A 20,677-nucleotide genomic window follows, 5' to 3' on the forward strand; every position below is an offset into this window, starting at 1 on the left:
GGAAGGGATGGTGATGGTTTCGCTGCGAGTGGTCGTCGCCGACGACGACGTGCTGCTGCGGGAGGGACTCGCGAGCCTGCTCGACCGATCGGGGTATGACGTCGTCGGACAGGCCGGCGACGCCACCCAATTGCTGGCGCTGGTGCGCGATCACAAGCCGGACCTCGCCGTCGTCGACATCCGCATGCCGCCGACCAACACCACCGAGGGCCTCGACGCGGCGCGAGTCATCCGCGCCGAGTCACCCGGCACCGGCATCATGGTGCTCTCGGCGCACGTGGACGTCGAACACGCCACCGAGCTGTTGGCCAGCGGCCACGCGATCGGCTACCTGCTCAAGGCCCGGGTGACCGACGTGGCCGACTTCGTCGACACGCTGGAGCGGATCGCCAGGGGGGCGTCGGTCATCGACCCCGCCCTCGTGCAGGAACTGGTGTCCGCGCGGCGGCGCGATGACCCGCTGGCGGTGCTGAGCGGCCGTGAGCAGGAGGTGTTGATGCTGATGGCAGAGGGCCGTTCCAACGCGGGCATCGCCCGCAGGCTCTGGGTCACGGAAGGCACCGTCGAGAAGCATGTCCGCAGCATCCTGACCAAGCTCAATCTGCAGGAGACCGGGGACGATCATCGGCGCGTACGCGCGGTGATCACCTACCTCGAGGCTCGCTGATCGGTCGGGCCGCCGGCGACGTGGCCCTGACAACCAGGTCCAGGACGGCGTCGGCCGACAGGGCGAACTTCGGCACGAAGCCGGCCGCCGGGCTGACCGCGATCAACTCGGCGAAATCCTGCTCCGAGTAAGTCGAGACGAGGATGACGACGGGCGGCTCGGCCATGCCGGGTCCGCAGAGTGCCTCGGCGAGGTCGAAGCCGTTCTCCTCGCCGAGTTCGACATCTACCAGTGCGACGTCGGGATGAAGGTCGCGGCAGCACGTCATCGCGTCGGCCGTGTTCGACGCGGCAGCGACAACCGAAATGCCCCCGCGTTCGAGCATATTGCTCAGCACGGCACGGAAGTCGGCGCTGTCGTCGACGATCAGACAGCGCACGGCACACCCTCCAGCAACACATCCTCAGGGTGACAGACCCGGAATCGCCTACGCATTACCGTTAACCGGAATCGTGTGCCGCGGGCAACCGGGGTGGTCGCCGATCGTCACCGGTATCACTGAGGCCCCCTGGCTGGCAATAAACCCGACTCCTGTCAGCGTTTTATATGACCGATGACCGAGCGCACAAGCGAAACGCAGGCACGGGAAGCACGGTCTAGCCGTCCTTCACTCCCGGCCCGATTGCTGCGCGTCGTGTTGCGGCCGAAGGCGCCGCCGCTGGCCGAAGGCATCGCGGTCGCCGTGACGTTCATCGTCGCCGAGACGATTGTGGTCTATAAGCTGCGCGAATTCGCTCCCGAGAACGCCTTTGGGGCGCTGTTCCTGCTCGGGGTGCTGGTGGTCTCCGCGGGATGGAACTTCGGCCTCGCCGTGGCGACCTCGTTCGCCAGCGCGGTCGCCTACGTCTACTTCCACATGGCCACCGGCGGATCGCCGTGGGACATGCGCGTCGAAGACGCCACCGCCATCGCAGTATTCCTGCCTGTCGCCCTGCTGGCGAATGTCCTCGGGGGCCAGGCGCGATTGCGCGCCACGGAGTCCCGTCAGCGCAGACAGGAGGCCGATCTGGCGGCCGAACTCGCCCGGCTCATGCTGCGGGCAGGAAACCTGCAGCCGGCGTTGGAGGCGGCGGGGAGGCGGACCGCCGAGGTGCTCGGGTTGAAGTTCGCGATGCTGGAGACCGGCAGCGTCGCCCCCGCCGATCGGCAGTCGGCGATCACTCTCCGCGAAGGTCCCGCTGTGTTGGGCACCCTGCTGGTGCCCGCGGATCTGGACCCTCCCGCCCGCCAGCGGGTCAACCGGTTCCTGCCCTCGCTGGAGGCGCTGCTCGCCGCCGCCCGTGAACGCGGCGCGATCAACGCCGCGCTGGAGGCAAGCCGCAAGGAATTGGAACGGTTCTTCGACCTCACCTCCGACCTGCTCTACATCGGTGGGCCCGAGTATTTGCGCCGGGTGAATCCCGCATTCGAACGGACCGTGGGCTACACCAGCGGCGAGCTGCTGTCGCGGCCGTTCCTCGGCCTGATCCATCCCGAGGACCGCAGCCGCACCGGGCAGCTGCTCGAAACGCTGTTGGCGGCGGGCGGCTCGGCCCAGTTCGAGAACCGCTGCATCCGCAGCGACGGCGCGGACCGTTGGCTGGAGTGGAGCGTGGTGGCCGACGACGGCATCTTCTACGGTGCCGCGCGCGACGTGACCGAGCGGCGCCGCGAACAGGACCGGCTCCGCGAAGCGCAGATGATGGTCGAGGCGAGCCACGCCGAGGTCAGCGCCCTGGCCGCACAGCAGACGGCGCTGCGCCGCGTCGCCACACTGGTGGCGCGGGGTGCCGATCCGACCGAGGTGTACCCGGCCGCGATCGTCGAACTCTCGCGCGGTCTCGGCGTCGACCACGTCTCGCTGATCCGGTTCGACCGGGACGACGCGATCGTGATCCTTGCCGCCCGCGACCAGGCGGGCGGGTCCCGGTTCGTGGTCGGTGAGCGGTTGGCGCTGGCCGAATCGAACATCCTGCCTCGTGTGCGCGACACCGCCCGCCCCGTGCGCATCGACAGCTTCGAGGGCGCCGACGCACCAACCGGCCGCGTCCGCAGGCTCGGGGTGCGCTCGGGCATCGGGGCGCCGATCGTGGTCGACGATCGGGTTCGCGGGGCACTGGTCATCGGATCAACGGCCACCGAGCCGCTGCCGCCCGACACCGAGGCACACATCGCCGACTTTGCCGACCTCGTTGCCACGGCGATCGCCAACGCCGAAACCCGCGCCGAACTCACCGCGTCGCGGGCACGCATCGTGGCCGCCGCCGATCAGGCGCGGAGGCGGTTCGAACGCGATCTGCACGATGGTGCTCAGCAACGGCTGGTTTCGCTCGGGCTGGCGCTGCGCTCGATCGAGGCCTCGATTCCAGCATCCGAACAGGACCTGCGCGACCGCATCGGCAATGTGGTCACCGGTCTGGTCGCCGTGTCCACCGATCTGCAAGAGATCTCACGTGGCATCCACCCCGCGATCCTTTCCAGGGGCGGTCTGGGTCCCGCGATCAGGACACTGGCGCGCCGTTCACCCTTGCCCGTGGAACTCGAAGTCGACGTCGACGCCCGACTGGCGGAGTCGGTGGAGGTCGCGGCCTACTACGTCGTCGCCGAGGCGCTCACCAACGCGGCCAAACACTCCCGCGCATCGACGGTGCACGTGACTGCGACCGTCGACGGTGGTGGTCTGCGCATGTCGATCAGCGACGACGGGGTCGGCGGGGCGACCGCCGCGGGCGGGTCCGGACTCATCGGACTCAAGGACCGGGTGGCGGCCATCTACGGTCAGCTCGACATTTCCAGCCCCCTCGGGGGCGGGACGACCCTTCTGGTCACGATTCCACTCGACTGCGCAGAGCCCCAATGCAGTTGATCCCGCCGGCCATTCGCTGTCGGGAGTGGCCGGCGAGGTCGACCGCATCGGGACCTAGCGATGGCCGCCGGTGTGGTGGAACAGCAGGACATATGGTCCGATGAACGGATCCTGCATGCCGTAGTCGACGGTCGGCGGTATGGCACTGACCTGCGCATTACCGTCGGACTGGCACACCGTCGACGTCGCTGCGGTCGCGGCACACACCGTCCCGGTGGGTGCCGCACCCGCCGCGGGTGCGGCGGCGATCGCCAGCGTTCCAGCTGCCGCTACCAGCATTGCCGACGCAAAGACCTTGCTCGTCATGTTGCGTTACTCCCTTGTCGCCCTTCATATTCGGGACAACTCCAGCATCGCTCCGGGGAGTGGCGGTGTCCTCAGCGCTGACACCCATCTGGCGGCCCCCGCTAACAGCCATCGGAGATTACCCGCTGTCCCCCACCGCCTGTGTCACGACAGGAGCGCGCCCAGGAGGCGGTCGACGTCGCCGTCGGTGCTGTAGAGGTGGAAGCCGACACGAACCGCTCCGGCCCTCACGGACGCGCGGACACCGGCCCGGGCCAGCCGGTCGGCCGCACCGTCGATCGGGATCGACACGATGGCCGAATCCTGCTGCGCCAGCCCCAGTTCAGAGCACACCCGATTGGCCAGCCCGCGCGTGTGCGCCTCGACGACGCCCAAGTCCAGCGTAGCGAGCCACGGCAGCGTCAGACCGGCACCCAGCACGCTGAACCAGGTGGGCGAGGTGTCGAACCGCCGGGCGGCCCCGGCCAGCCGCAGCGGCAGCCCATAGATCGACTGCCACGGCCGCTCACCGGCATACCAGTTCGCCGCGTGCGGTGTCATGATGCGGCTCACCCTGTCGCTCAACGACATCCATGCGGTACCACGCGGCGCCAGCAGCCATTTGTAGCCAGCGGCAGCCGTGACGTCCGCCCACCCGAGGTCGAGGCGCCGGACACCGATCGCCTGGGTGACGTCGATGACGCTGAGAGTGTCGGTCCCGCTCAGGTTCGCGCGCATGGTGTCGATGTCGAGCACCGCCCCGTTGGCCGACTGCACCAGGCTCACTGTCACGACATCGAACTCCGGGGCGGCGGCGATCAACTCGTCGGCCGTGAACTCCGTCACCGTGACCCCGCGGGCGGCCTGCGCGGCGAACGGGAAAGTGGTGCTGGTGAATTCGCCCGCGAGCGTCGCGACGCGGCTGCCGTCGGGAATGGCGGCGGCGACCAGCGCGAGGACAGCCGAGACGCTGCTACCCATGGCGACCGAGTCGGCAGGCACGCCTGCCAACGCGGCGTAGCCCTCCCTGGCGACGCGCACCGGTTCGTCGAACGTGACCGGATCCATCGTGCCCGCCTGCCACTCGGAGATGCAGTCGTGCAGTGCCCGGATCACGAACTCCGGCGGAAGGCCGTAGGTCGGAGTGTTGAGAAACCCGTCAGCTCCGGCGAATTCGGCCCCGAACGCCTCTCTCGTCCGGAACGGAGTCATCGCTGGGCCGCTCCGGTATCGCCCTCGTCGGCCGGCTCGCCCCTCTGTCCGGAGGATGGCTCCGGCTCGCCCCGGAGCCGGGCCCGCAGTTGCTCGCGGTCGGCGCGGCGGCGCTCGTCGAATGCCGCGATGCTCGAGGTGGCGCGCCGCCGCAGCGGCGCGAACAGCCAGATCCCCAACGGCAGGGCGATCACGATCGCGAAGAGCATTACCACCGCGAGGGGAACGCTCACGCCCAGCAGGTTGCCTATGCCATAAATTGCCGCGGTCAGGACGGCAACCAGCAGCAGCCGCGCCCCCACATATGCCAGGACGTCGGCCACCAGGCGGGGGGCGGGCCTGCTATTTGTCACGACCCGAGCCTACCGACGACGCGTATATTCGGATCAAGGAGGTTTGCAGTGGCGTATTTGCTCCTGACGCTCGTCATGGTCGGGTTGGTGTACGTCGGCTGGCGGTTGGTGCGAACAGATACCGCCCGCCCGCAGCCGCGCGTGAAAGGTCCGGACGACGACCCGGACTTCCTGCGTCGGCTCGGCCACGGCGACAACAACCCGCGGACCTGATGACGGTCGGCCCTAGTGATGCGGGCCGCGGGGCTGCTGCGCGCTCGCAAAACCGTCAGCCACGACCGCAGCGAGGTCGATAAGGGCATCCCTGGTCTCCGGCTTGAGACGGTCCAGGCTGATCTCGGCGCCCTCCTCCAGATGCGGATCGAAGGGCACCGACCGCACCGCCCGGCAGCGGCGGGAGAAGTGGTCCACCACCTTCTGCAGATCGACTTTGCCTGACCTGGGCCGCACCGCGTTGATGACCGCGATAGAGTTCCGCACCATCTCCTGATGTCCGTGGGCGTCCAGCCAGTCCAGCGTCGCCGAGGCGCTGCGCGCGCCGTCGACCGACCCCGAACTGACGACGATCAGGACGTCGGCCTTGGCCAGCACCGCCGCCATCGCGGAGTGCATCAGACCTGTGCCGCAGTCGGTGAGCACCAGGCTGTAGAACCGCTCCAGCACCTCGAGGGTGCGCGTGTAATCGGCGGCGCTGAAGGCCTCCGACACCGCGGGGTCACTTTCGGAGGCGAGCACCTCCAGCCTGCTCGGCCCTTGTGAGGTGTAGGCCCGCACATCGCTGTAGCGCTCGATGCCCTCCGCGTCGCGGAGCAGATGACGAACCGTCGCCGGCGTCTCCAATGGCACCTTCTGGCTCAACGTCCCGCGATCGGGGTTGGCGTCGACGGCGACGACCCGGTCACCCCGGGTGGAGGCGAAAGTCGCCCCGAGCGTGGCCGTGATCGTCGTCTTGCCCACGCCACCCTTCAACGACAGCAGCGCGATGCGATAGCAGCCGTGCAGCGGTCGCCTGACCTGTGTCAGTAGGTCGTTGTGGCGGCTGACCTCCGCACTCTCGCCGACGTTGATCAGCTTGAACGACGCCAGGTACAGCCATTTGCGCCAGCCACGGGACGGCGCGTGCTGCGGCTCACCGAGCAGGGCCACGGTCGACAGGTCCAGGTAGGGCGGCGGAAGGGCGACGGGCTCCGTCACCGGGGCGGCGTGCTGCGGCTCATGATTGCTGACCGGCACGCCGTTCGGGGGCGTCGGCGCGGTCCATTCCGGTTGCGGGCGGTCGACTGCCGGGGGTTCGGCCGCGGCGGGGTCACTGAACCGATGCTGCGCACGGAAGCCGGACGGACTCGCCGGCCCGGGTTCGTTCCGCTGATGGCGCGGGTGATGTTCGCGAAACTCGGACACGACCTGATTCTCCGTAGACCCCGACGTTGTTCTCCGTAACTGCCCTCCGGCCGACCTTAGCGCGCGGCGCGGACCCGCTGTGTGAGCGGCGCGTGGTCTGACCGAGGTTGCCCGGATTACCCGACGCCGGCGTACGAATGCAGTCCGACGGTGACCAGGTTGATGAAGAACAGGTTGAACACCATCGCGATGAACCCGGCGACGTTGATCCAGGCCGCCTTCTTGTCGCGCCAGCCCGCGGTCGATCGCGCGTGCAGGTACGCCGCGTAGATCACCCACGCAATGAACGACACCGTCTCCTTGGGATCCCAGCCCCAGTACCTGCCCCACGCCTCCTCGGCCCAGATGGCCCCGAATATCACGCCGAATCCGAACACCGGGAATGCGAAGATCGTGGTGCGGTACGCGATCCGGTCCAGCGTCTGCGCGTCCGGCAACCGCCGCACGATGCGCGCGACGGCACCGTCGCGTCCGGAGGTTTCGAGTCCTCCTCGCGTGCGGGGCGCGCCCAGCGGAGACATCTTCAGCAGGAACAGGATGCTGGCCACGCCGGCGACGAGGAACACCCCCGAACCGAGGCTGACCACCGAGACGTGGATCGGCAGCCAGTAGGACTGCAGCGCGGGCATCACCGGGGCGGCGTGGCTGTAGAGCCACCGGCCCGACACCGTGAGCAGGATGAGCACGGGGACGAGTACGAACACCCACAGCGTGCGGAACTGCGGCCGTCGCAGCACCACGATCGCGGCCACCAGACCCGAGAAGCAGGTCAGGTTGATGAACTCGTACATGTTGCCCCACGGCACCCGCGAGGTAGCCAGCCCGCGCAGCACGATGCACGCCAGCAACAACGCCGTGCCGAGGTAGACGAGTGACAGCCCGGCCTGGCCGATGCGCTCATCCAGTGGGCGCGTCGGTGTCTCGGTCACCACGCCGGGGGTCGCGCTGTCGGAGGACACACCGCTGAACCGCCCGGTGGACCGTGCGGCTCCGGCAGTTCGTGCGCCTCCCGCAGTTTCGGCGACCAGCTCGCGGTCCTCGACCCGGCGGCCCCGGCTGTAGGCCAGCTCGATCGCCAACAGCAGCAGCGCGGCGACCAGCACGACGACCGACGACGTGAAAGCCCAGTCGGAATACCGGGCCAACCCCAGGTCGATGTCAGTACTCATGCGCGATCCGCTTCGCTCCTCGCTTGCCACTCATACGCGATCCGCTTCGCTCCTCGCTTGCCACTCATACGCGATCCGCTTCGCTCCTCGCTTGCCACTCATCCGCGATCCTTCACGTGACCTTCTCCCGCGACTGCTCGGGCGCCGCGTCGAATCCGTCCAGCAGGCGTTGGGCCATCCGTTCGAACTCGTCACCCCATCCGGAGTTGTCGGTGCGGGCCAGGCCACCGAGCTCGACGCTTACGGTACCCGGCCCGGCCTGCGCGATCCGAACCCAGACCCGCCGGCGGCGCACCACCAGCGAGACGAGCAGGCCGCCCATCATCGACATCGCGAACACCAGCACCCACACCTGGGCCGGGTCGTGGGACACCTGCACGTTGACGAACGGGACCGCGCCGTCGAACCTGACCACGGTGCCGTCGTCGAGGCGAGTCTCCTCCCCGGCCCGCAGGTTGACGCGCGCCTGCCTGGTCAGCCGGCCCTGCTCGATCAGCCGGGGGTCCAGCGAGAACAGCGACTGCGGCCGCCCGGTGTCCAGTCCGGTGTCGCCGCGGTAGATGTCCACCGCCACGGCGGGGTCGTTCATCGCGGGGAAACTCGACGACAGCAGCGTGCCGTCCAACAGCTCGGTGGGTGCGAAGAGGCCCTGCACCGCGATCTGGTGTTTGCGGCGCTCGTCGGCGTCGGGGTACGTCCCTGCCGGGGGGTCGACGCGGATCACGCCCGACGACAACAGCGTCATCGGATCGTCGGGACGCCACTGCACGGTGGTGGTTCGCGTCTGGCCGTCCGGGAAGGTGACGGTGAACGTCGGCGCATACCCGTGACCCTGCAGGTAGATGCGGTCCCCGCCGACTCGCAGCGGGTGGTTGACCTCAAGCCGGTACGGCTGCCAGGTGCCGGTGCTCAGGTCGGCGCCGGACTGGTACTCGATGTCGGCGGCGAACGACGTCGCCTGCCCGGAAGCCAGATAGGTGGCCTCGAAATCGTTGGCCCGCAGACAGATGGGGGTCAGCGACGTGCCGTCGACGGTGTTACCCGCGCGGAAGGAGTCGAACGCCGCCGGGGACGCCGAACAGAACCCCGGCCCGCCGTCGGCGATGACGATGACGTTGCCCTCGTAGCCGAACATCTTGCCCGCGGCCACCGCGACCAGCAGGCCGAGCAGGGAGAAGTGGAAGACGATGTTGCCGAATTCGCGCAGGTAGCCCTTCTCGGCGGAGATCTCGACGACGTCGCCGGACTCGTCGGTGCGGGTCACCTTCCGCCAGCCGCGGAACTGTCCTTTGGCGACCTCCGCCACCGCCGCAGGTTCGCCGCCAACGTCGGCGCTGAGATGTTTGGGCAGCCGCCCCAGATTGCGCGGCGCGGGCACCGGCACCGCCCGCATGCTGCGGACATGCTCGATCATCCGCGGCGTCAGGCAGCCCACCAGCGAGATGAACAGCAGCACATATATTGCGGTGAACCAGAAGCTGGAGAACACGTCGAAGGCCTCCGCCCGATCCAGCCAGGGGCCGATGGTCGGATGTTCGGCGATGTACTCGGCGACCTTCCCCTCGTTGAGGCTGCGCTGCGGCAGCAACGCCCCCGGGATGGCGGCCAGCGCCAGCAGGAACAGCAGCACCAGCGCGGTGCCCATCGACGTCAGCGTGCGCCAGGTGTTGCGGATGTAGGCCCCACCCGTCCCGCCGAGCAAACGCAAAACGTCCCCACATCGCCGGTTTTCGGGGACTTTTGCGTCTGCTCGCGGGGAGGAGGTGGGGGAAGTAGGGGAGGTGACCATCAGATGGGCAGCCTCACGTCGCTGACGAAGGCATCGCGCACCCAGGACACGAAGTCGTTCCACACCCCCGTGACCAGCGCGGCGCCGACGAGGATCAACAACACCCCGCCGAAGATCTGAATGGCCCGGGTATGCCTGCGAAGCCAGCCCATCCCCTGCACCGCGCGGGCGGATCCGAAGGCCAACAGCACGAAGGGGATGCCCAGGCCGAGGCAGTAAGCGATCACCAGCAGCACGCCCCTGGCGACGTTTGCCCCGTCGGTGGCCGACGCCACGGTGATCACGCCGGTCAGCGTCGGGCCCAGACACGGCGTCCACCCGAGCGCGAAGACCGCCCCCAGCAGCGGTGCGCCCGCAAGCGTCGAGACCTGCCGAGGGGTGAACCTGGCCTGGCGCTGCAGCGCCGGGATGAAACCGACGAAGACCAGACCCATCACGATGGTCAGCACACCGCCGATGCGCTGCAACAGAAGCTGATTGGTGATCAAGGCGGTCGTCATGCCGAGCACCGCGACGGTGCCCAGGACGAACACCGTGGTGAATCCGGCCACGAACAGCGCCGCCGCGCCCGCCACCCGTAGCCGCGGCGAAGCATGTCTACGCGACGAGCCGACGGCGGCCGTACGCACGCCCGGCCGCCCCTGCACAGGCGCCTCGGCGGAATCCACCCCGACGACCGCGGCCAGATACGACAGGTAGCCGGGCACCAACGGCACCACACACGGTGACGCGAACGACACCAACCCGGCCAGCACGCACACACCGAGCGCCACCAGCACCGGGCCGGCGGCGGCAATCTCGGCGAATCCGGTCACGCCCGCGCGCCCCCAGCCGTTCGGGCGGGGTGTGCGCCGACGCGCAAGCGCTCGTCGGTGCCGGTCTGCTCCTCGCGCAAGCGCTCGTCGGTGCCGGTCTGCTCCTCGCGCAAGCGCTCGTCGGTCATGCGCTGCCCGCCTGCCCGGTGTCCGGCTCGGCGGCCAGGCGCTCGACCACCGGCTGCAGATCCTCCGCGAGCAGTTCGCGCAGGAACACGGCCGCCACCCGATGCTGACGGTCGAGCACAACCGTCGACGGGATCACCGTCGTCGGGTATTTGCCGCCAAAGGCGATCATGGTGCGCATCGGCGGGTCGTAGATCGACGGGAACGTGACATTGCGGTCGGTGACGAAGTCCACGGCGGCGTCGCGGTTGTTGTCGCGGACGTCGATCCCGAGGAACGCCACACCTTGATCGCGGGTCGCGTCGTACACCTCTTGAAGCTGACCGATCTCCGAGCGGCACGGTCCGCACCACTGGCCCCACACGTTGATCACCACGACGTCACCCGCGAAGTCGTCCAGCGAGATGGTCTTCGCCGGGTCGAGCAGATCGGGCCCGGAGATGGGGCCGGGGCGACCCCGGCTCTCGGGTGGGTCGTAGGTGATATCGGTCTTGCCACCCGGCGCGACGAACTCGAATGTCCCGCCCTGGGCGACCGCGTCGTCACCGGTGGCGCAGCCACTCGCCAGCAGGACCGCCGCGACCAGGGGGAGGGTGAGCCGCTTCACCGGCCCGCCGGTTCGCTGTACGAGACGTCGACGAGGGTGTCGCCGTCGTAGACGAACGAGGTCACCGACGCCACCGAGCACTCCCGCGCGCGGGGGTCGTGCCAGAGCCTGCGGCCGGTCAAGGCCAGCCGCAACGTCCACACCGGCAGCTGATGACTGACGCACAGCGCCTCGTGGCCGGCCGCCCGTGCGCGGGCCTTGTCGACCGCGGTGATCATCCGCGCGGCGATGTCCTTGTAGGGCTCGCCCCACGACGGTGTGAACGGGTTGCGCAGTTGCCACCACACCCGCGGGTCGCGCCAGGCCCCGTCGCCGGGTGAGATCCGGCGACCCTCGAAGAAGTTGGCGGATTCGACCAGATCGGGGTCGGTATCGATCTCAAGACCGTGCCGCGCGGCGATCGGCGCGGCCGTCTCCTGAGCCCGCTGCAGCGGGGACGCGACCACCAGCACGATGTCCTTCTCCGCCAGTGCGTCCGCGACGGCACGTGCCTGAGCCTGGCCCCGATCCGACAGCCGGTAGCCGGGCAGCCTCCCGTAGAGGATGCCGCCCGGGTTGTAGACCTCGCCGTGACGCATGACGTGCACCGTGGTCACGGGGCGCGATGGGCCGGTCATCCCGGTCGGGTCGCTTCGGCGGCGGCACGCGCTGCGGCGGGCAGTGCGGCTTCGATGCGGTCGAACGCCTCGTCGTCCAGCGCGGCCGAGACGAACCAGGTTTCGAAGGCGCTGCACGGCGGATACACGCCGGCGTCCAGCAGGGCGTGGAAGAACGGCGCGAACCGCCAGGTCTCACTGGCCCGTGCCGCGGCGAAGTCGGTCACCGGGCCGGCGCAGAAGAACACGCTCAGCATGTTGCCCGCGCGCTGAACGCGGTGTGCCACACCGGCTTCGGCGAGGGCCCCGGTCAGCAGCGCGGACAGCCGGTCGGCGTTGGCGTCCAGTCGCGCATAGACCGCGTCGTCGGCGGCGCGCAGGGTGGCCAGGCCGGCGGCCATCGCGACCGGATTGCCCGACAGCGTGCCCGCCTGATACACCGGGCCGAGGGGGGCCAGCCGCTCCATCACCTCCGCGCGCCCGCCGAAGGCCGCGGCGGGCAGGCCACCGCTCATCACCTTGCCGAACGTGAACAGGTCGGCATCAACCCCGTCGACGCCGTACCACCCCGACCGGCTCACCCGGAATCCCGTCATCACCTCGTCGAGGATCAGCAGCGCCCCGTGCTGCGCGGTGATCCGGCGCAGGGCGGCGTTGAACCCGGGCAGCGGTGGCACCGTCCCCATGTTGCCGGGGCTGGACTCGGAGATGACGGCGGCGATCCCGTCGCCGAATCGGCCGAAGACCTCCTCGACGGCTTCGACATTGTTGTACGGCAGCACCACGGTGTCGGCCGTCGCCGCACCCGTGACCCCTGGTGAGGACGGCAGGCCGAGCGTCGCGACACCCGAGCCGGCGTCGGCCAGGAGGGCGTCGCTGTGGCCGTGATAGCAGCCGGAGAACTTGACGATCTTGGCGCGCCCGGTGAAGCCGCGGGCCAGGCGGATGGCACTCATCGTGGACTCGGTGCCGGAGTTGACCAGGCGCAGCCGCTCGACGGGGGCGACGCGGCCGATGATCTCGGAGGCCAGTTCGGTCTCCGACGGTGTCGGCGCCCCGAACGACAGCCCGTTGCCCGCCGCCCGCCGCACGGCCTCGACGACCGCCGGATGTGCGTGGCCGAGGATCATCGGGCCCCACGAGCACACGAGGTCGATGAAGCGATTGCCGTCGGCGTCGGTGAGCCAGTAACCCTGCGCCGAGGTGATGAACCTGGGGGTTCCGCCGACCGACGTGAAGGCTCGCACCGGCGAGTTCACCCCGCCGGGGATGACGGCGCAGGCATCGTCGTAGAGCCGCGCCGACGCCGCCGTGCCGGCGGTTGGAGCGGAGACGTGATCGGCACGCATGGCCACCAGTGTCCCAGCAGTGGGCAAGCCGTCAACTACAGGGTGTAGTGCGCACGGGCATCCCGGCCGGCCCGGACGGATCGACGGCCCCGGAGTGCCGAATCCCGGATGTGAGGATCATGGATGGTATGCAACTCCCGCAACGATTGGCGCGATTCAACCGCCACGTCACCAACCCGATTCAGCGGCTCTGGGCGGGCTGGGCCCCGTCCTTCGGCATTCTCGAACACGTCGGCCGCAAGTCCGGCAAGCGGTACCGAACGCCGCTGACCGTGTTCCCCACCGCCGACGGCGTGGCCATCCTGCTGACCTACGGCCGCAACCGAGATTGGCTGAAGAACATCGTGGCGGCCGACCGCGCCCGGATACAGCGGAACGGAAGGACATTCGGCGTGACCGATCCGCGGGTGATGTCGCGGGCGCAGGCCGCCGAGTTCGTCACCCCGCGCTGGCGACCGCTATTCGCCCGGCTTCCGTTCGACGAGGCCGTTTTGCTTACGCGAATCGACTAATTGTCGCAGAATGCTTTTGTTTGCCGGGGATCGGATGAGCCCCGACAATAAATTGTCGTGCGCGAAGAATTAATTATCCGCTACTGTCCGTCGCGTATCACCGCCCGCTGCGGCAAGCATCGGCGCACGGCCGTCCTGGCGACTAAATCTCTTGCGTAAGAACCTCTTTGGAAGTATTTGAAGGTGTATTGACGGTTCCTGTGAGGCTGACTATCATTGCCCGCTAAACGCAGGCTGATTGTTATACGTCACGTGAATACGTGACGTATGGATTCACTTGTCCCCGAGCCAATAGGGGTGGCATTCGTGACGGCTTCGATCGCGGAATTCCTGCATTCCAGCGAACGAATACAGGCTGCCGATCTCAAGATGTTCAACGGTTTCAACGGATTGCACGGCGGCCTCGCCGTCGCCGCGCTGGTGCGCCGGATGCGGCAGCTGGTACCCGCCGACCGGCGCCTCGCCGCCGTCACCGCCCGGTTCGTACGTCCGCTGGCCGGGCCCATAATCGTCGACGCGGACATCGTCAGGAACGGCAGCACGCTGACGATCACGTCCGCGAGCGCATCCTCGCAAGCAGGCACCGGCGTCGCCGCCACCGCGATCTTCGGGGTTCTGGCGCCACGCGACACCCCGGTGCTCGCACCAGCCATGCCCACCGGCATTGCGGGTCTGGCCGACGCCGAGGTCGTGCACATCCCCGCCGAGTTCATCCCGATCTCACAGCGCATGGAGATCCGGGCGGCCACCAGGGAATTGCCGTACAGCGGATCGGCCGATCCGGTGCTGTGCGGCTGGATCCGGCTCAAGGACGACGTCGCCGAGCCCGACGAGCGGATCACCATCCTTGTCGACTCCCTCGCCCCGTCCTACACGGCATTACTCACCGAGCTCAAAGCCGTTCCGACCGTTGAGATGTCGGTGCAGATATCGGTCGCCGCCGCACAGACCGCGTTCGACTGGGCGCTGGTGCGGGCGACCACGACATCTGCCGACGCGTACGGATACGTGCGGGAGTCGATCGACCTGTGGGCGGAAGGAGGAGAGCACCTGGCGAGCTGTACCCAGCTCAGAGTCGTGCGGTAGCGGGAAGGACGTCGTGCCTGATCACGTCGAGAACATCGTTGACATCCTGTCTGCCAGATCCTGCTCCACGGATCTGGCATACGTGTTCCTGGCCGACGGCACGGCGGGTAGCGAGACACGCTGGACGTTCGCCGACACCGCGGCACACGCCTGCGCGTACGCGGCGGACCTGCACACTCGCGGGGTCGCCACGGGCGACCGGGTGCTGCTGGCCATCAACCCCGGCCTCGACTACATCGCGGCCCTGTTTGGCACACTGCGACTGGGCGCCGTCCCCGTGCCGTGTTTCCCGCCCCTGCGCGTCAAGGAACTCGACCGGTTCGCGGCCATCGCGGGCGACTGCGCGCCTGCGACGATCGTCACCGACGCGATGTACGCCGACCGGGTGGCCGATCTGGCCCGCGGTGCGGACGCCGCGGTGATCCGCACCGACCGGATTGCGGCCACCGCCTGCGACGCCCCGAGCGCGCCGATCTCGCCCGCCGATCACGCGCTGATTCAGTACACGTCGGGATCGACCGGGTCGCCGAAGGGCGTCTGCCTGACGCACCGCAATCTGGTCAGCAACTGCGAAGCGCTCGGGCGCAACATGGGCGAGCAGCGCAACCGCATCGGCCTGTCCTGGCTGCCGCCGTATCACGACATGGGGTTGCTGGGAACGATCGTCCTGTCGATGTACCACGGTTGGCCGCTGGTGCTGATGTCCCCGCTGCATTTCGTGCAGCGTCCCCGCCGCTGGCTCGAGGCGATCACCGACTACCGGGTGACGATCACGGTGGGCCCGAACTTCTCCCTGGACTTGTGCGCGGCCGCACTCGGCGAGGACACAGCGAACGACATTGCACTGGACCTGTCGACGCTGCGCCAGCTCTACTGCGGGGCGGAGCCGATCCACGCCGACACGCTGCAACGGTTCGCGGCGGCAACCGCACCGTTCGGGTTCGACATATCCGCGCTGATCCCCTGTTACGGCCTTGCCGAGGCGACCCTGTTCATCGCGGGCAAGCGCGCGGGCGCCGGCTACCGGGTGCGGCCATACGCACCGAATCGGTCCGTCGTGAGCTGCGGGCACGTCGACAGCGAACACACGGTGCGCATAGTCGATCCGGTCACCCGCGCCGCCGTGGGCGACGGTGCGGTCGGCGAGATCTGGGTGTCGGGATCGAATGTGGCCGACGGCTACTACGGCGACCCGCGCCTGAGCGACGAGGTCTTCGGCACAGAACTCGCCGGGGAGCACGGCCGGTATCTGCGCACGGGTGACCTCGGATTCCTCTGCGACGGTGAGCTGTTCGTCACCGGCAGGATCAAGGACCTGATCATCGTCAGCGGTAGGAACATATACCCACAGGATGTCGAGGCGGCCGCGTTGCGGGCCGAACCGGAAATGCGCATCGCCGCCGCATTCTCCGTGCCCGGCGACGGGACCGAGGAGCTGTGCGTGCTCGCCGAGGCGGCGGCCACCGCGCTGCCCGCGGAGCGCCGCGCCGACGCGGAGAATGCACTGCGCACCGCCATCACCGCGGAATTCGGTGTGGCGCCGCGCATCCGGATCTGCCCGCGGCGCAGCATCCCGACCACGACCAGCGGAAAGGTCCGCAGGCAGGAGGCCAGGCGGATGTACCTGGCGAACAGGTTGCCGTCGTTTGCCCCCGACGCCGCGGCGGTGCGGAGGTGCCCGGCTTGAGCACGGATTTCTCTGTCTCCCACCGGCCTGACCCCCCGCCGCCCGAGCGGGACGTCCTGGCATCCCGGCTGGCCTACGTCACCATCGGGCTGCCGACGATCGGCACCGCCGGTGCCGTCGCGTACGCCGTCTACGACGGCCTGACCGTCGCCGACGTCGCGCTGTTCGCCGCCATGTACCTGATCACCGCGTTGGGGGTGGAGGCAGGCCTGCATCGTTACTTCACGCACCGGTCGTTCGATGCGTCCGAACCCGTCAAGGTGTTTCTCGGCGTCGCCGGATCGATGGCGGCCCAGGGTCCGGTGGTGTTCTGGGTGGCCAACCACCGGATCCACCACGCCTTCGCCGACACCGACCGTGATCCGCACTCGCCCCAACCACAGGGACCCGGCCTGCGGGGCCGGCTGAAGGGGCTGTGGCACGGCCACGTCGGCTGGCTGTTCAACGTCAGGAAGATCGACTGGAGCCGACACACCCGCGACTGGTTGGCCGACCGCCGGGTGATGAAGATCAACACCCATTACTTCTGGCTGGTGGCGCTGGGCATCCTGTCGCCCGGTGTGATCGGCGCTGCCGCAACGCAATCCGTGCACGGGCTGATCGGCGGCATCCTGTGGGGTGGCTTCGCCCGGATATTCGTGCTCGATCACGTCACCTGGGCGGTGAACTCGCTCGGGCACACCATCGGCAACCGCGAGTTCCCGGTTCGCGATGACAGCCGCAATATCGGCGTGTTGGCGCCGCCGACGATGGGTGGGTCCTGGCACAACAACCACCACGCCAGGCCCGCACTCGCCCAGACCCGCAGGCACTGGTGGCAACTCGACGTCGCAGGCGAGTTCATCCGCGTGCTCGACTGGGTCGGGCTGGCCACCAACGTGCACTACCCCCATTCGCCGTCCGCCCGCCAGGCCCCCAGGACCGACGCATGAACACCGAAACCGGCTACTCGCCAACCACTTCCAGGATCAAGGAAGAGTCGCTGGCGCGGATGATCGTGCAGCTCAACCCCAAGAACGCCCGCGCCAAACGGATCGTCGCCCTCGTCACGATCGGGGTGCCCGGCGTCGGGTTCGCGATCGCGCTCTATCTGATGTTCACCGGCAGCGCCACCGCCCTGGACTACACCCTGTTCGCCGTGTTCTACGTCATCCAGATGTTCGGCACCACGATCGGCTTCCACCGCTACGCCGCGCACAAGTCGTTCAAGACGTCCCGGGTCTTCGAGGGCGTGTTGATGATCACCGGTTCGATGGCGCTGGAGGGTCCGCTGACCTTCTGGGTGAGCACCCACCGCCGCCACCATCGGTTCGCCGACGAACTGGGCGACCCCCACTCACCCAACCTGAGCGGGGCGGGATTTGCGGGGCGGGCGAAAGGCCTCTGGTACGCCCACATTCCGTGGATGTTCAGCGATCAGGAGTCCCGGGCGAACGTCTTCGCCCGGGACGTGCTGCGCGACCGCTGCCTCTACACCTACAGCCGCAGCTACCCGCTCTGGGCACTGCTGAGCCTGCTGCTTCCCTCGGCTGCGGGCTTCGTGTTCGGCGGCACGGCCGCAGATGCGTTCTCCGGATTCATCTTCGGCGGATTGGCCCGGGTGTTCGTGGCCAACCAGGCCGCCTGGTGCGTCGGCTCGATCAGCCACATGTTCGGTTCGCGGCCGTTTGCCACCAGGGACAACAGCGCCAACAACTGGCCCGTCGCATTCTTCACCTTCGGCGAGGGCCTGCAGAACAATCACCACGCCTTCCCTGGGGCCTACCGGCACGGAATGCGTTGGTGGGAACCCGATGTCAGCGGCTGGGTGCTGGCGCTGCTGGCCAGGGCGGGAATCGTGTGGGATCTGCGGATGCCCGATCACGACACCATCGCCGGCCGGATGCGGCGCTACCAGACAACCAGCACGGCACGGCCCCATCCGAACCCCGACCCCGAAGGGTGATCATGTTCCGACGCTCCAAAACCCCCGCCATCGAAGGACCGCTGACCAGTGAATCACTGCGCGGCTGGCTGGTCACCGAGTTGGCCCGCCGGGTCAACTGCGCCGAGTCGGCGGTCGACACCTCCAAACCGTTCGACGCCTACGGCCTGGATTCACGGACTGCGGTGCAGGTGTCCGGCGCGCTGGAGAAGGTGGTCGAGCGGCGGCTGTCACCGGCGATCCTGTTCGAACACGAGACCATCGACGACCTCGCCACCTACCTCAGCCGTGAACTCCGCCTGAGCAGTTGACGCGGCGGATATGACCTCCAAGACCATCCCGGTCGAACCCGATCCGCGTTTCCTCGACTTCCTCGAGAAGAGCCACGCCATCGAGGGTGAGAAACTGGCGGCCGCGATACCGAGGGAGTACATGCAGCCCTCCGTCGCACGCGGGCTGGCGGGGTTCGCGATGAGCGCGGCGCTGTACGGCGCGGCGGTCGCCGGGATCGCCGTCGCCGACCACTGGTATCTGATCGGACCGCTGGTGCTCGCGGCGGGTCTGGGCGGATGGGGCCTGCACTGCGTCGGCCACGACTGCGGCCATGGGTCGTTCTCGCGCAACCGCCGGCTCAACATCGCGATCGGGCACCTGTCGCTGCTGCCACTCGTGTACCCGTTCCACGCGTGGCGCCACGTGCACAACTGGCACCATGCGCACACCAACAGCCTCGAACTGGATACCGACTGGCGGCCCATCCCCGAAGCGGTCTATCGCCGGATGCGCCTTCGACACCGATTCCTCTACGTGAGCATGCGGACGTGGGCGGTGTGGGCCGGTTCCGTCAACTATTGGGCACAGTCCGCCTTCCGGCCGTCGTACTTCCCGAAGCGCGAAACGCGTCGCGAGGTCCGCCGATCGATCGGGTTCGTCGTGCTGGCCGGTGGTGCCTATCTCGCGGCACTGGCCTACTTCACGGGCTGGCACGGGCTGCTGCTCTGCTTCGCGGCCCCGTGGCTGGCCACCCACGCGTGGTTCAGCATCACCACGCTCATGCATCACAGCTCCGAGGACATTCCGTATCTGCCGCAACAACACTGGACCCGCAACGCGAGCAGGCTGCTGGTGACCACCGACTACGAGTACCCCCGATGGTTGTTATTCCTCACGCATAACATCTCGCTGCACACCGCACACCATGTGGCACCGACCATCCCCTACTACAACCTGCGGAAGGCCCAGATGGCGCTGCGCAGACAATACCCGGACATGGTTCGGGTGGAGCGGGCCAACATCGGCACACTGTGGACAATTCTGCGCAAATGCCGTTTCTACGACCCGATCTCGGGTCTGTACTCGACACGGCCGATGCGCCGCGCCGACTCGTCTGAAACGCAGATGTCGTGACCCTCGATGGTGCCCGGACCGGCCGGCTGGCCGCCGGACTGGCCAGGGTGCACCGGATCCTGCCCCGCGCATGCGGATATGTGCACACGGCGATGTTCGTCAACACCCGCGAACTCGGCAGCTTCCCCGACGACCTGTGCCCCCTGGGCGCCAGCCGCGTGCCGCTGAGGGGCGTGCCGCGCGTCGCGGCGGCCTATGTGTGGGGTGACGGCGAGGCGTCGGTGCTCGCGTTGCACGGCTGGGGGGCCGACAGCACAGCCATGTCCGCCGTCGTGCAGCACGCCCTTGCCCACGGTGAAACCACGGTGTGCTTCGACGCTCCCGGCCACGGGATCTCGCCGGGCTCGCAGGCCACCATCACCGACTACGCCCGCGCGACAGGCGAAGTCCTGCAACGATTTCCGTCCATCCACACCGTCGTCGCGCATTCGCTCAGCGCGCTGGCGGCGGTGTCGGCCGTCGCGGAGACACCCCAGGCGCACGTGGGCAACATGGTCCTGCTGGCGCCGGCATGCTCGCTGACGGGCGTACTCGAACGGTGGGCAGCACACCGCCGCCTATCGCGCGGGGTGGTGGATGGGATATACCGCGAACTCGCGAACCGTGACGGAATTCCGGTGTCGCACTGGGATATCCGAACGCTGAACATGCCTGCATCGGTGCGGCTGCAGGTCCTGCACGACCCAGCCGACGACATAGTCCCGATCGACGATTCGTACCTCATCGCCGCCGCGGTGAACACCGGTGTCGAGGAAACGGACACCGGCCACCACGGCATCGTCGCCAGCGACGCGATGCGTTCGGCGCTCAGCGCATGCCTGACCGCCAGATCCGGATAATCGACAGG

General features: G+C 68.4%; 23 protein-coding genes. 11 read left to right on the forward strand and 12 right to left on the reverse strand.

The window, feature by feature from the left end; translation table 11 throughout:
* The first annotated feature begins 13 nt into the window (after positions 1–13).
* Positions 14–667 carry a response regulator transcription factor gene (locus ADBZ6K_RS12425; RefSeq protein ID WP_526346990.1) on the forward strand — a complete coding sequence of 218 codons (654 nt, stop codon included), beginning with the start codon at positions 14–16 and terminating at the stop codon, positions 665–667.
* On the opposite strand, the gene ADBZ6K_RS12430 is transcribed toward ADBZ6K_RS12425, so the two are convergent.
* Positions 645–1,046, reverse strand: a complete 402-nt coding sequence (locus ADBZ6K_RS12430) for a LytR/AlgR family response regulator transcription factor (RefSeq protein WP_526346992.1) — start codon at positions 1,044–1,046, stop codon at positions 645–647. The two genes, ADBZ6K_RS12425 and ADBZ6K_RS12430, sit on opposite strands and share 23 nt — an antisense overlap.
* Before the next feature lie 255 nt (positions 1,047–1,301).
* On the opposite strand from ADBZ6K_RS12430, the gene ADBZ6K_RS12435 reads away from it, so the two are divergent.
* On the forward strand, positions 1,302–3,512 hold the full coding sequence (locus tag ADBZ6K_RS12435) for a GAF domain-containing sensor histidine kinase (protein ID WP_526346994.1): 2,211 nt from the start codon (positions 1,302–1,304) through the stop codon (positions 3,510–3,512).
* Positions 3,513–3,566: 54 nt separating this feature from the next.
* On the opposite strand, the gene ADBZ6K_RS12440 is transcribed toward ADBZ6K_RS12435, so the two are convergent.
* From ADBZ6K_RS12440 to ADBZ6K_RS12450, 3 genes are all read right to left on the reverse strand, one after another.
* Positions 3,567–3,818, reverse strand: a complete 252-nt coding sequence (locus ADBZ6K_RS12440) for a hypothetical protein (protein ID WP_526346996.1) — start codon at positions 3,816–3,818, stop codon at positions 3,567–3,569.
* A 144-nt stretch (positions 3,819–3,962) separates the two neighbouring features.
* Positions 3,963–5,009, reverse strand: coding sequence for an aminotransferase class V-fold PLP-dependent enzyme (locus ADBZ6K_RS12445; RefSeq protein WP_526346998.1), 1,047 nt, complete (start codon positions 5,007–5,009; stop codon positions 3,963–3,965).
* A complete protein-coding gene (locus ADBZ6K_RS12450) occupies positions 5,006–5,362 on the reverse strand; it encodes a DUF4229 domain-containing protein (RefSeq protein ID WP_526347000.1) in 357 nt (118 codons plus the stop codon). Before ADBZ6K_RS12450 ends, ADBZ6K_RS12445 begins: the two co-directional genes overlap by 4 nt.
* Positions 5,363–5,410: 48 nt before the next feature.
* Here ADBZ6K_RS12450 and ADBZ6K_RS12455 point away from each other — a divergent pair, with 48 nt between their 5' ends.
* Complete coding sequence (locus ADBZ6K_RS12455; RefSeq protein ID WP_526347002.1) at positions 5,411–5,575, forward strand: hypothetical protein; 165 nt, start codon at positions 5,411–5,413, stop codon at positions 5,573–5,575.
* A 12-nt stretch (positions 5,576–5,587) separates the two neighbouring features.
* On the opposite strand, the gene ADBZ6K_RS12460 is transcribed toward ADBZ6K_RS12455, so the two are convergent.
* The 8 genes from ADBZ6K_RS12460 to hemL form a co-directional block, all read right to left on the reverse strand.
* Positions 5,588–6,763, reverse strand: a complete 1,176-nt coding sequence (locus ADBZ6K_RS12460) for a MinD/ParA family ATP-binding protein (protein ID WP_526347004.1) — start codon at positions 6,761–6,763, stop codon at positions 5,588–5,590.
* Positions 6,764–6,879: 116 nt separating this feature from the next.
* Positions 6,880–7,932: a c-type cytochrome biogenesis protein CcsB gene (gene ccsB, locus ADBZ6K_RS12465; RefSeq protein ID WP_526347006.1), complete on the reverse strand. Its 1,053-nt coding sequence runs from the start codon at positions 7,930–7,932 to the stop codon at positions 6,880–6,882.
* 112 nt (positions 7,933–8,044) lie between these two features.
* Positions 8,045–9,577: a cytochrome c biogenesis protein ResB gene (gene resB / locus ADBZ6K_RS12470; protein WP_526347236.1), complete on the reverse strand. Its 1,533-nt coding sequence runs from the start codon at positions 9,575–9,577 to the stop codon at positions 8,045–8,047.
* Between the two features lie 143 nt (positions 9,578–9,720).
* Positions 9,721–10,536, reverse strand: coding sequence for a cytochrome c biogenesis CcdA family protein (locus ADBZ6K_RS12475; protein WP_526347008.1), 816 nt, complete (start codon positions 10,534–10,536; stop codon positions 9,721–9,723).
* A complete protein-coding gene (locus ADBZ6K_RS12480) occupies positions 10,533–10,664 on the reverse strand; it encodes a hypothetical protein (protein ID WP_526347010.1) in 132 nt (43 codons plus the stop codon). The genes ADBZ6K_RS12475 and ADBZ6K_RS12480 overlap by 4 nt, the downstream gene beginning before the upstream one ends.
* Entirely contained in the window at positions 10,661–11,269 is a 609-nt protein-coding gene (locus tag ADBZ6K_RS12485; protein ID WP_526347012.1) for a TlpA disulfide reductase family protein, read from the reverse strand. The genes ADBZ6K_RS12480 and ADBZ6K_RS12485 overlap by 4 nt, the downstream gene beginning before the upstream one ends.
* On the reverse strand, positions 11,266–11,886 hold the full coding sequence (locus ADBZ6K_RS12490; protein WP_526347014.1) for a histidine phosphatase family protein: 621 nt from the start codon (positions 11,884–11,886) through the stop codon (positions 11,266–11,268). The genes ADBZ6K_RS12485 and ADBZ6K_RS12490 overlap by 4 nt, the downstream gene beginning before the upstream one ends.
* The gene (gene hemL, locus ADBZ6K_RS12495) at positions 11,883–13,214 is read right to left on the reverse strand and encodes a glutamate-1-semialdehyde 2,1-aminomutase (protein WP_526347016.1); all 1,332 of its coding nucleotides are present in this window, start codon (positions 13,212–13,214) and stop codon (positions 11,883–11,885) included. The genes ADBZ6K_RS12490 and hemL overlap by 4 nt, the downstream gene beginning before the upstream one ends.
* 128 nt (positions 13,215–13,342) lie before the next feature.
* Between hemL and ADBZ6K_RS12500 the strand changes: the two genes are divergently transcribed.
* From ADBZ6K_RS12500 to ADBZ6K_RS12535, 8 genes are all read left to right on the forward strand, one after another.
* Positions 13,343–13,726 carry a nitroreductase family deazaflavin-dependent oxidoreductase gene (locus ADBZ6K_RS12500; RefSeq protein ID WP_526347018.1) on the forward strand — a complete coding sequence of 128 codons (384 nt, stop codon included), beginning with the start codon at positions 13,343–13,345 and terminating at the stop codon, positions 13,724–13,726.
* Positions 13,727–14,032: 306 nt separating this feature from the next.
* Positions 14,033–14,812, forward strand: a complete 780-nt coding sequence (locus ADBZ6K_RS12505) for an acyl-CoA thioesterase (protein ID WP_526347020.1) — start codon at positions 14,033–14,035, stop codon at positions 14,810–14,812.
* Between the two features lie 13 nt (positions 14,813–14,825).
* Positions 14,826–16,499 carry a fatty acyl-AMP ligase gene (locus ADBZ6K_RS12510; RefSeq protein WP_526347021.1) on the forward strand — a complete coding sequence of 558 codons (1,674 nt, stop codon included), beginning with the start codon at positions 14,826–14,828 and terminating at the stop codon, positions 16,497–16,499.
* Positions 16,496–17,431, forward strand: coding sequence for an acyl-CoA desaturase (locus tag ADBZ6K_RS12515; protein WP_526347023.1), 936 nt, complete (start codon positions 16,496–16,498; stop codon positions 17,429–17,431). Before ADBZ6K_RS12510 ends, ADBZ6K_RS12515 begins: the two co-directional genes overlap by 4 nt.
* Complete coding sequence (locus ADBZ6K_RS12520; protein WP_526347025.1) at positions 17,428–18,444, forward strand: acyl-CoA desaturase; 1,017 nt, start codon at positions 17,428–17,430, stop codon at positions 18,442–18,444. The genes ADBZ6K_RS12515 and ADBZ6K_RS12520 overlap by 4 nt, the downstream gene beginning before the upstream one ends.
* 2 nt (positions 18,445–18,446) lie before the next feature.
* Positions 18,447–18,734 carry an acyl carrier protein gene (locus ADBZ6K_RS12525; RefSeq protein ID WP_526347027.1) on the forward strand — a complete coding sequence of 96 codons (288 nt, stop codon included), beginning with the start codon at positions 18,447–18,449 and terminating at the stop codon, positions 18,732–18,734.
* Between the two features lie 10 nt (positions 18,735–18,744).
* A complete protein-coding gene (locus tag ADBZ6K_RS12530) occupies positions 18,745–19,830 on the forward strand; it encodes a fatty acid desaturase (RefSeq protein ID WP_526347029.1) in 1,086 nt (361 codons plus the stop codon).
* On the forward strand, positions 19,827–20,669 hold the full coding sequence (locus ADBZ6K_RS12535; RefSeq protein ID WP_526347031.1) for an alpha/beta fold hydrolase: 843 nt from the start codon (positions 19,827–19,829) through the stop codon (positions 20,667–20,669). The genes ADBZ6K_RS12530 and ADBZ6K_RS12535 overlap by 4 nt, the downstream gene beginning before the upstream one ends.
* Positions 20,670–20,677: the final 8 nt, after the last annotated feature.

The sequence above is a fragment of the Mycobacterium sp. genome, from assembly GCF_044223235.1.
In the GTDB taxonomy this organism is placed as follows: Bacteria; Actinomycetota; Actinomycetes; order Mycobacteriales; family Mycobacteriaceae; genus Mycobacterium.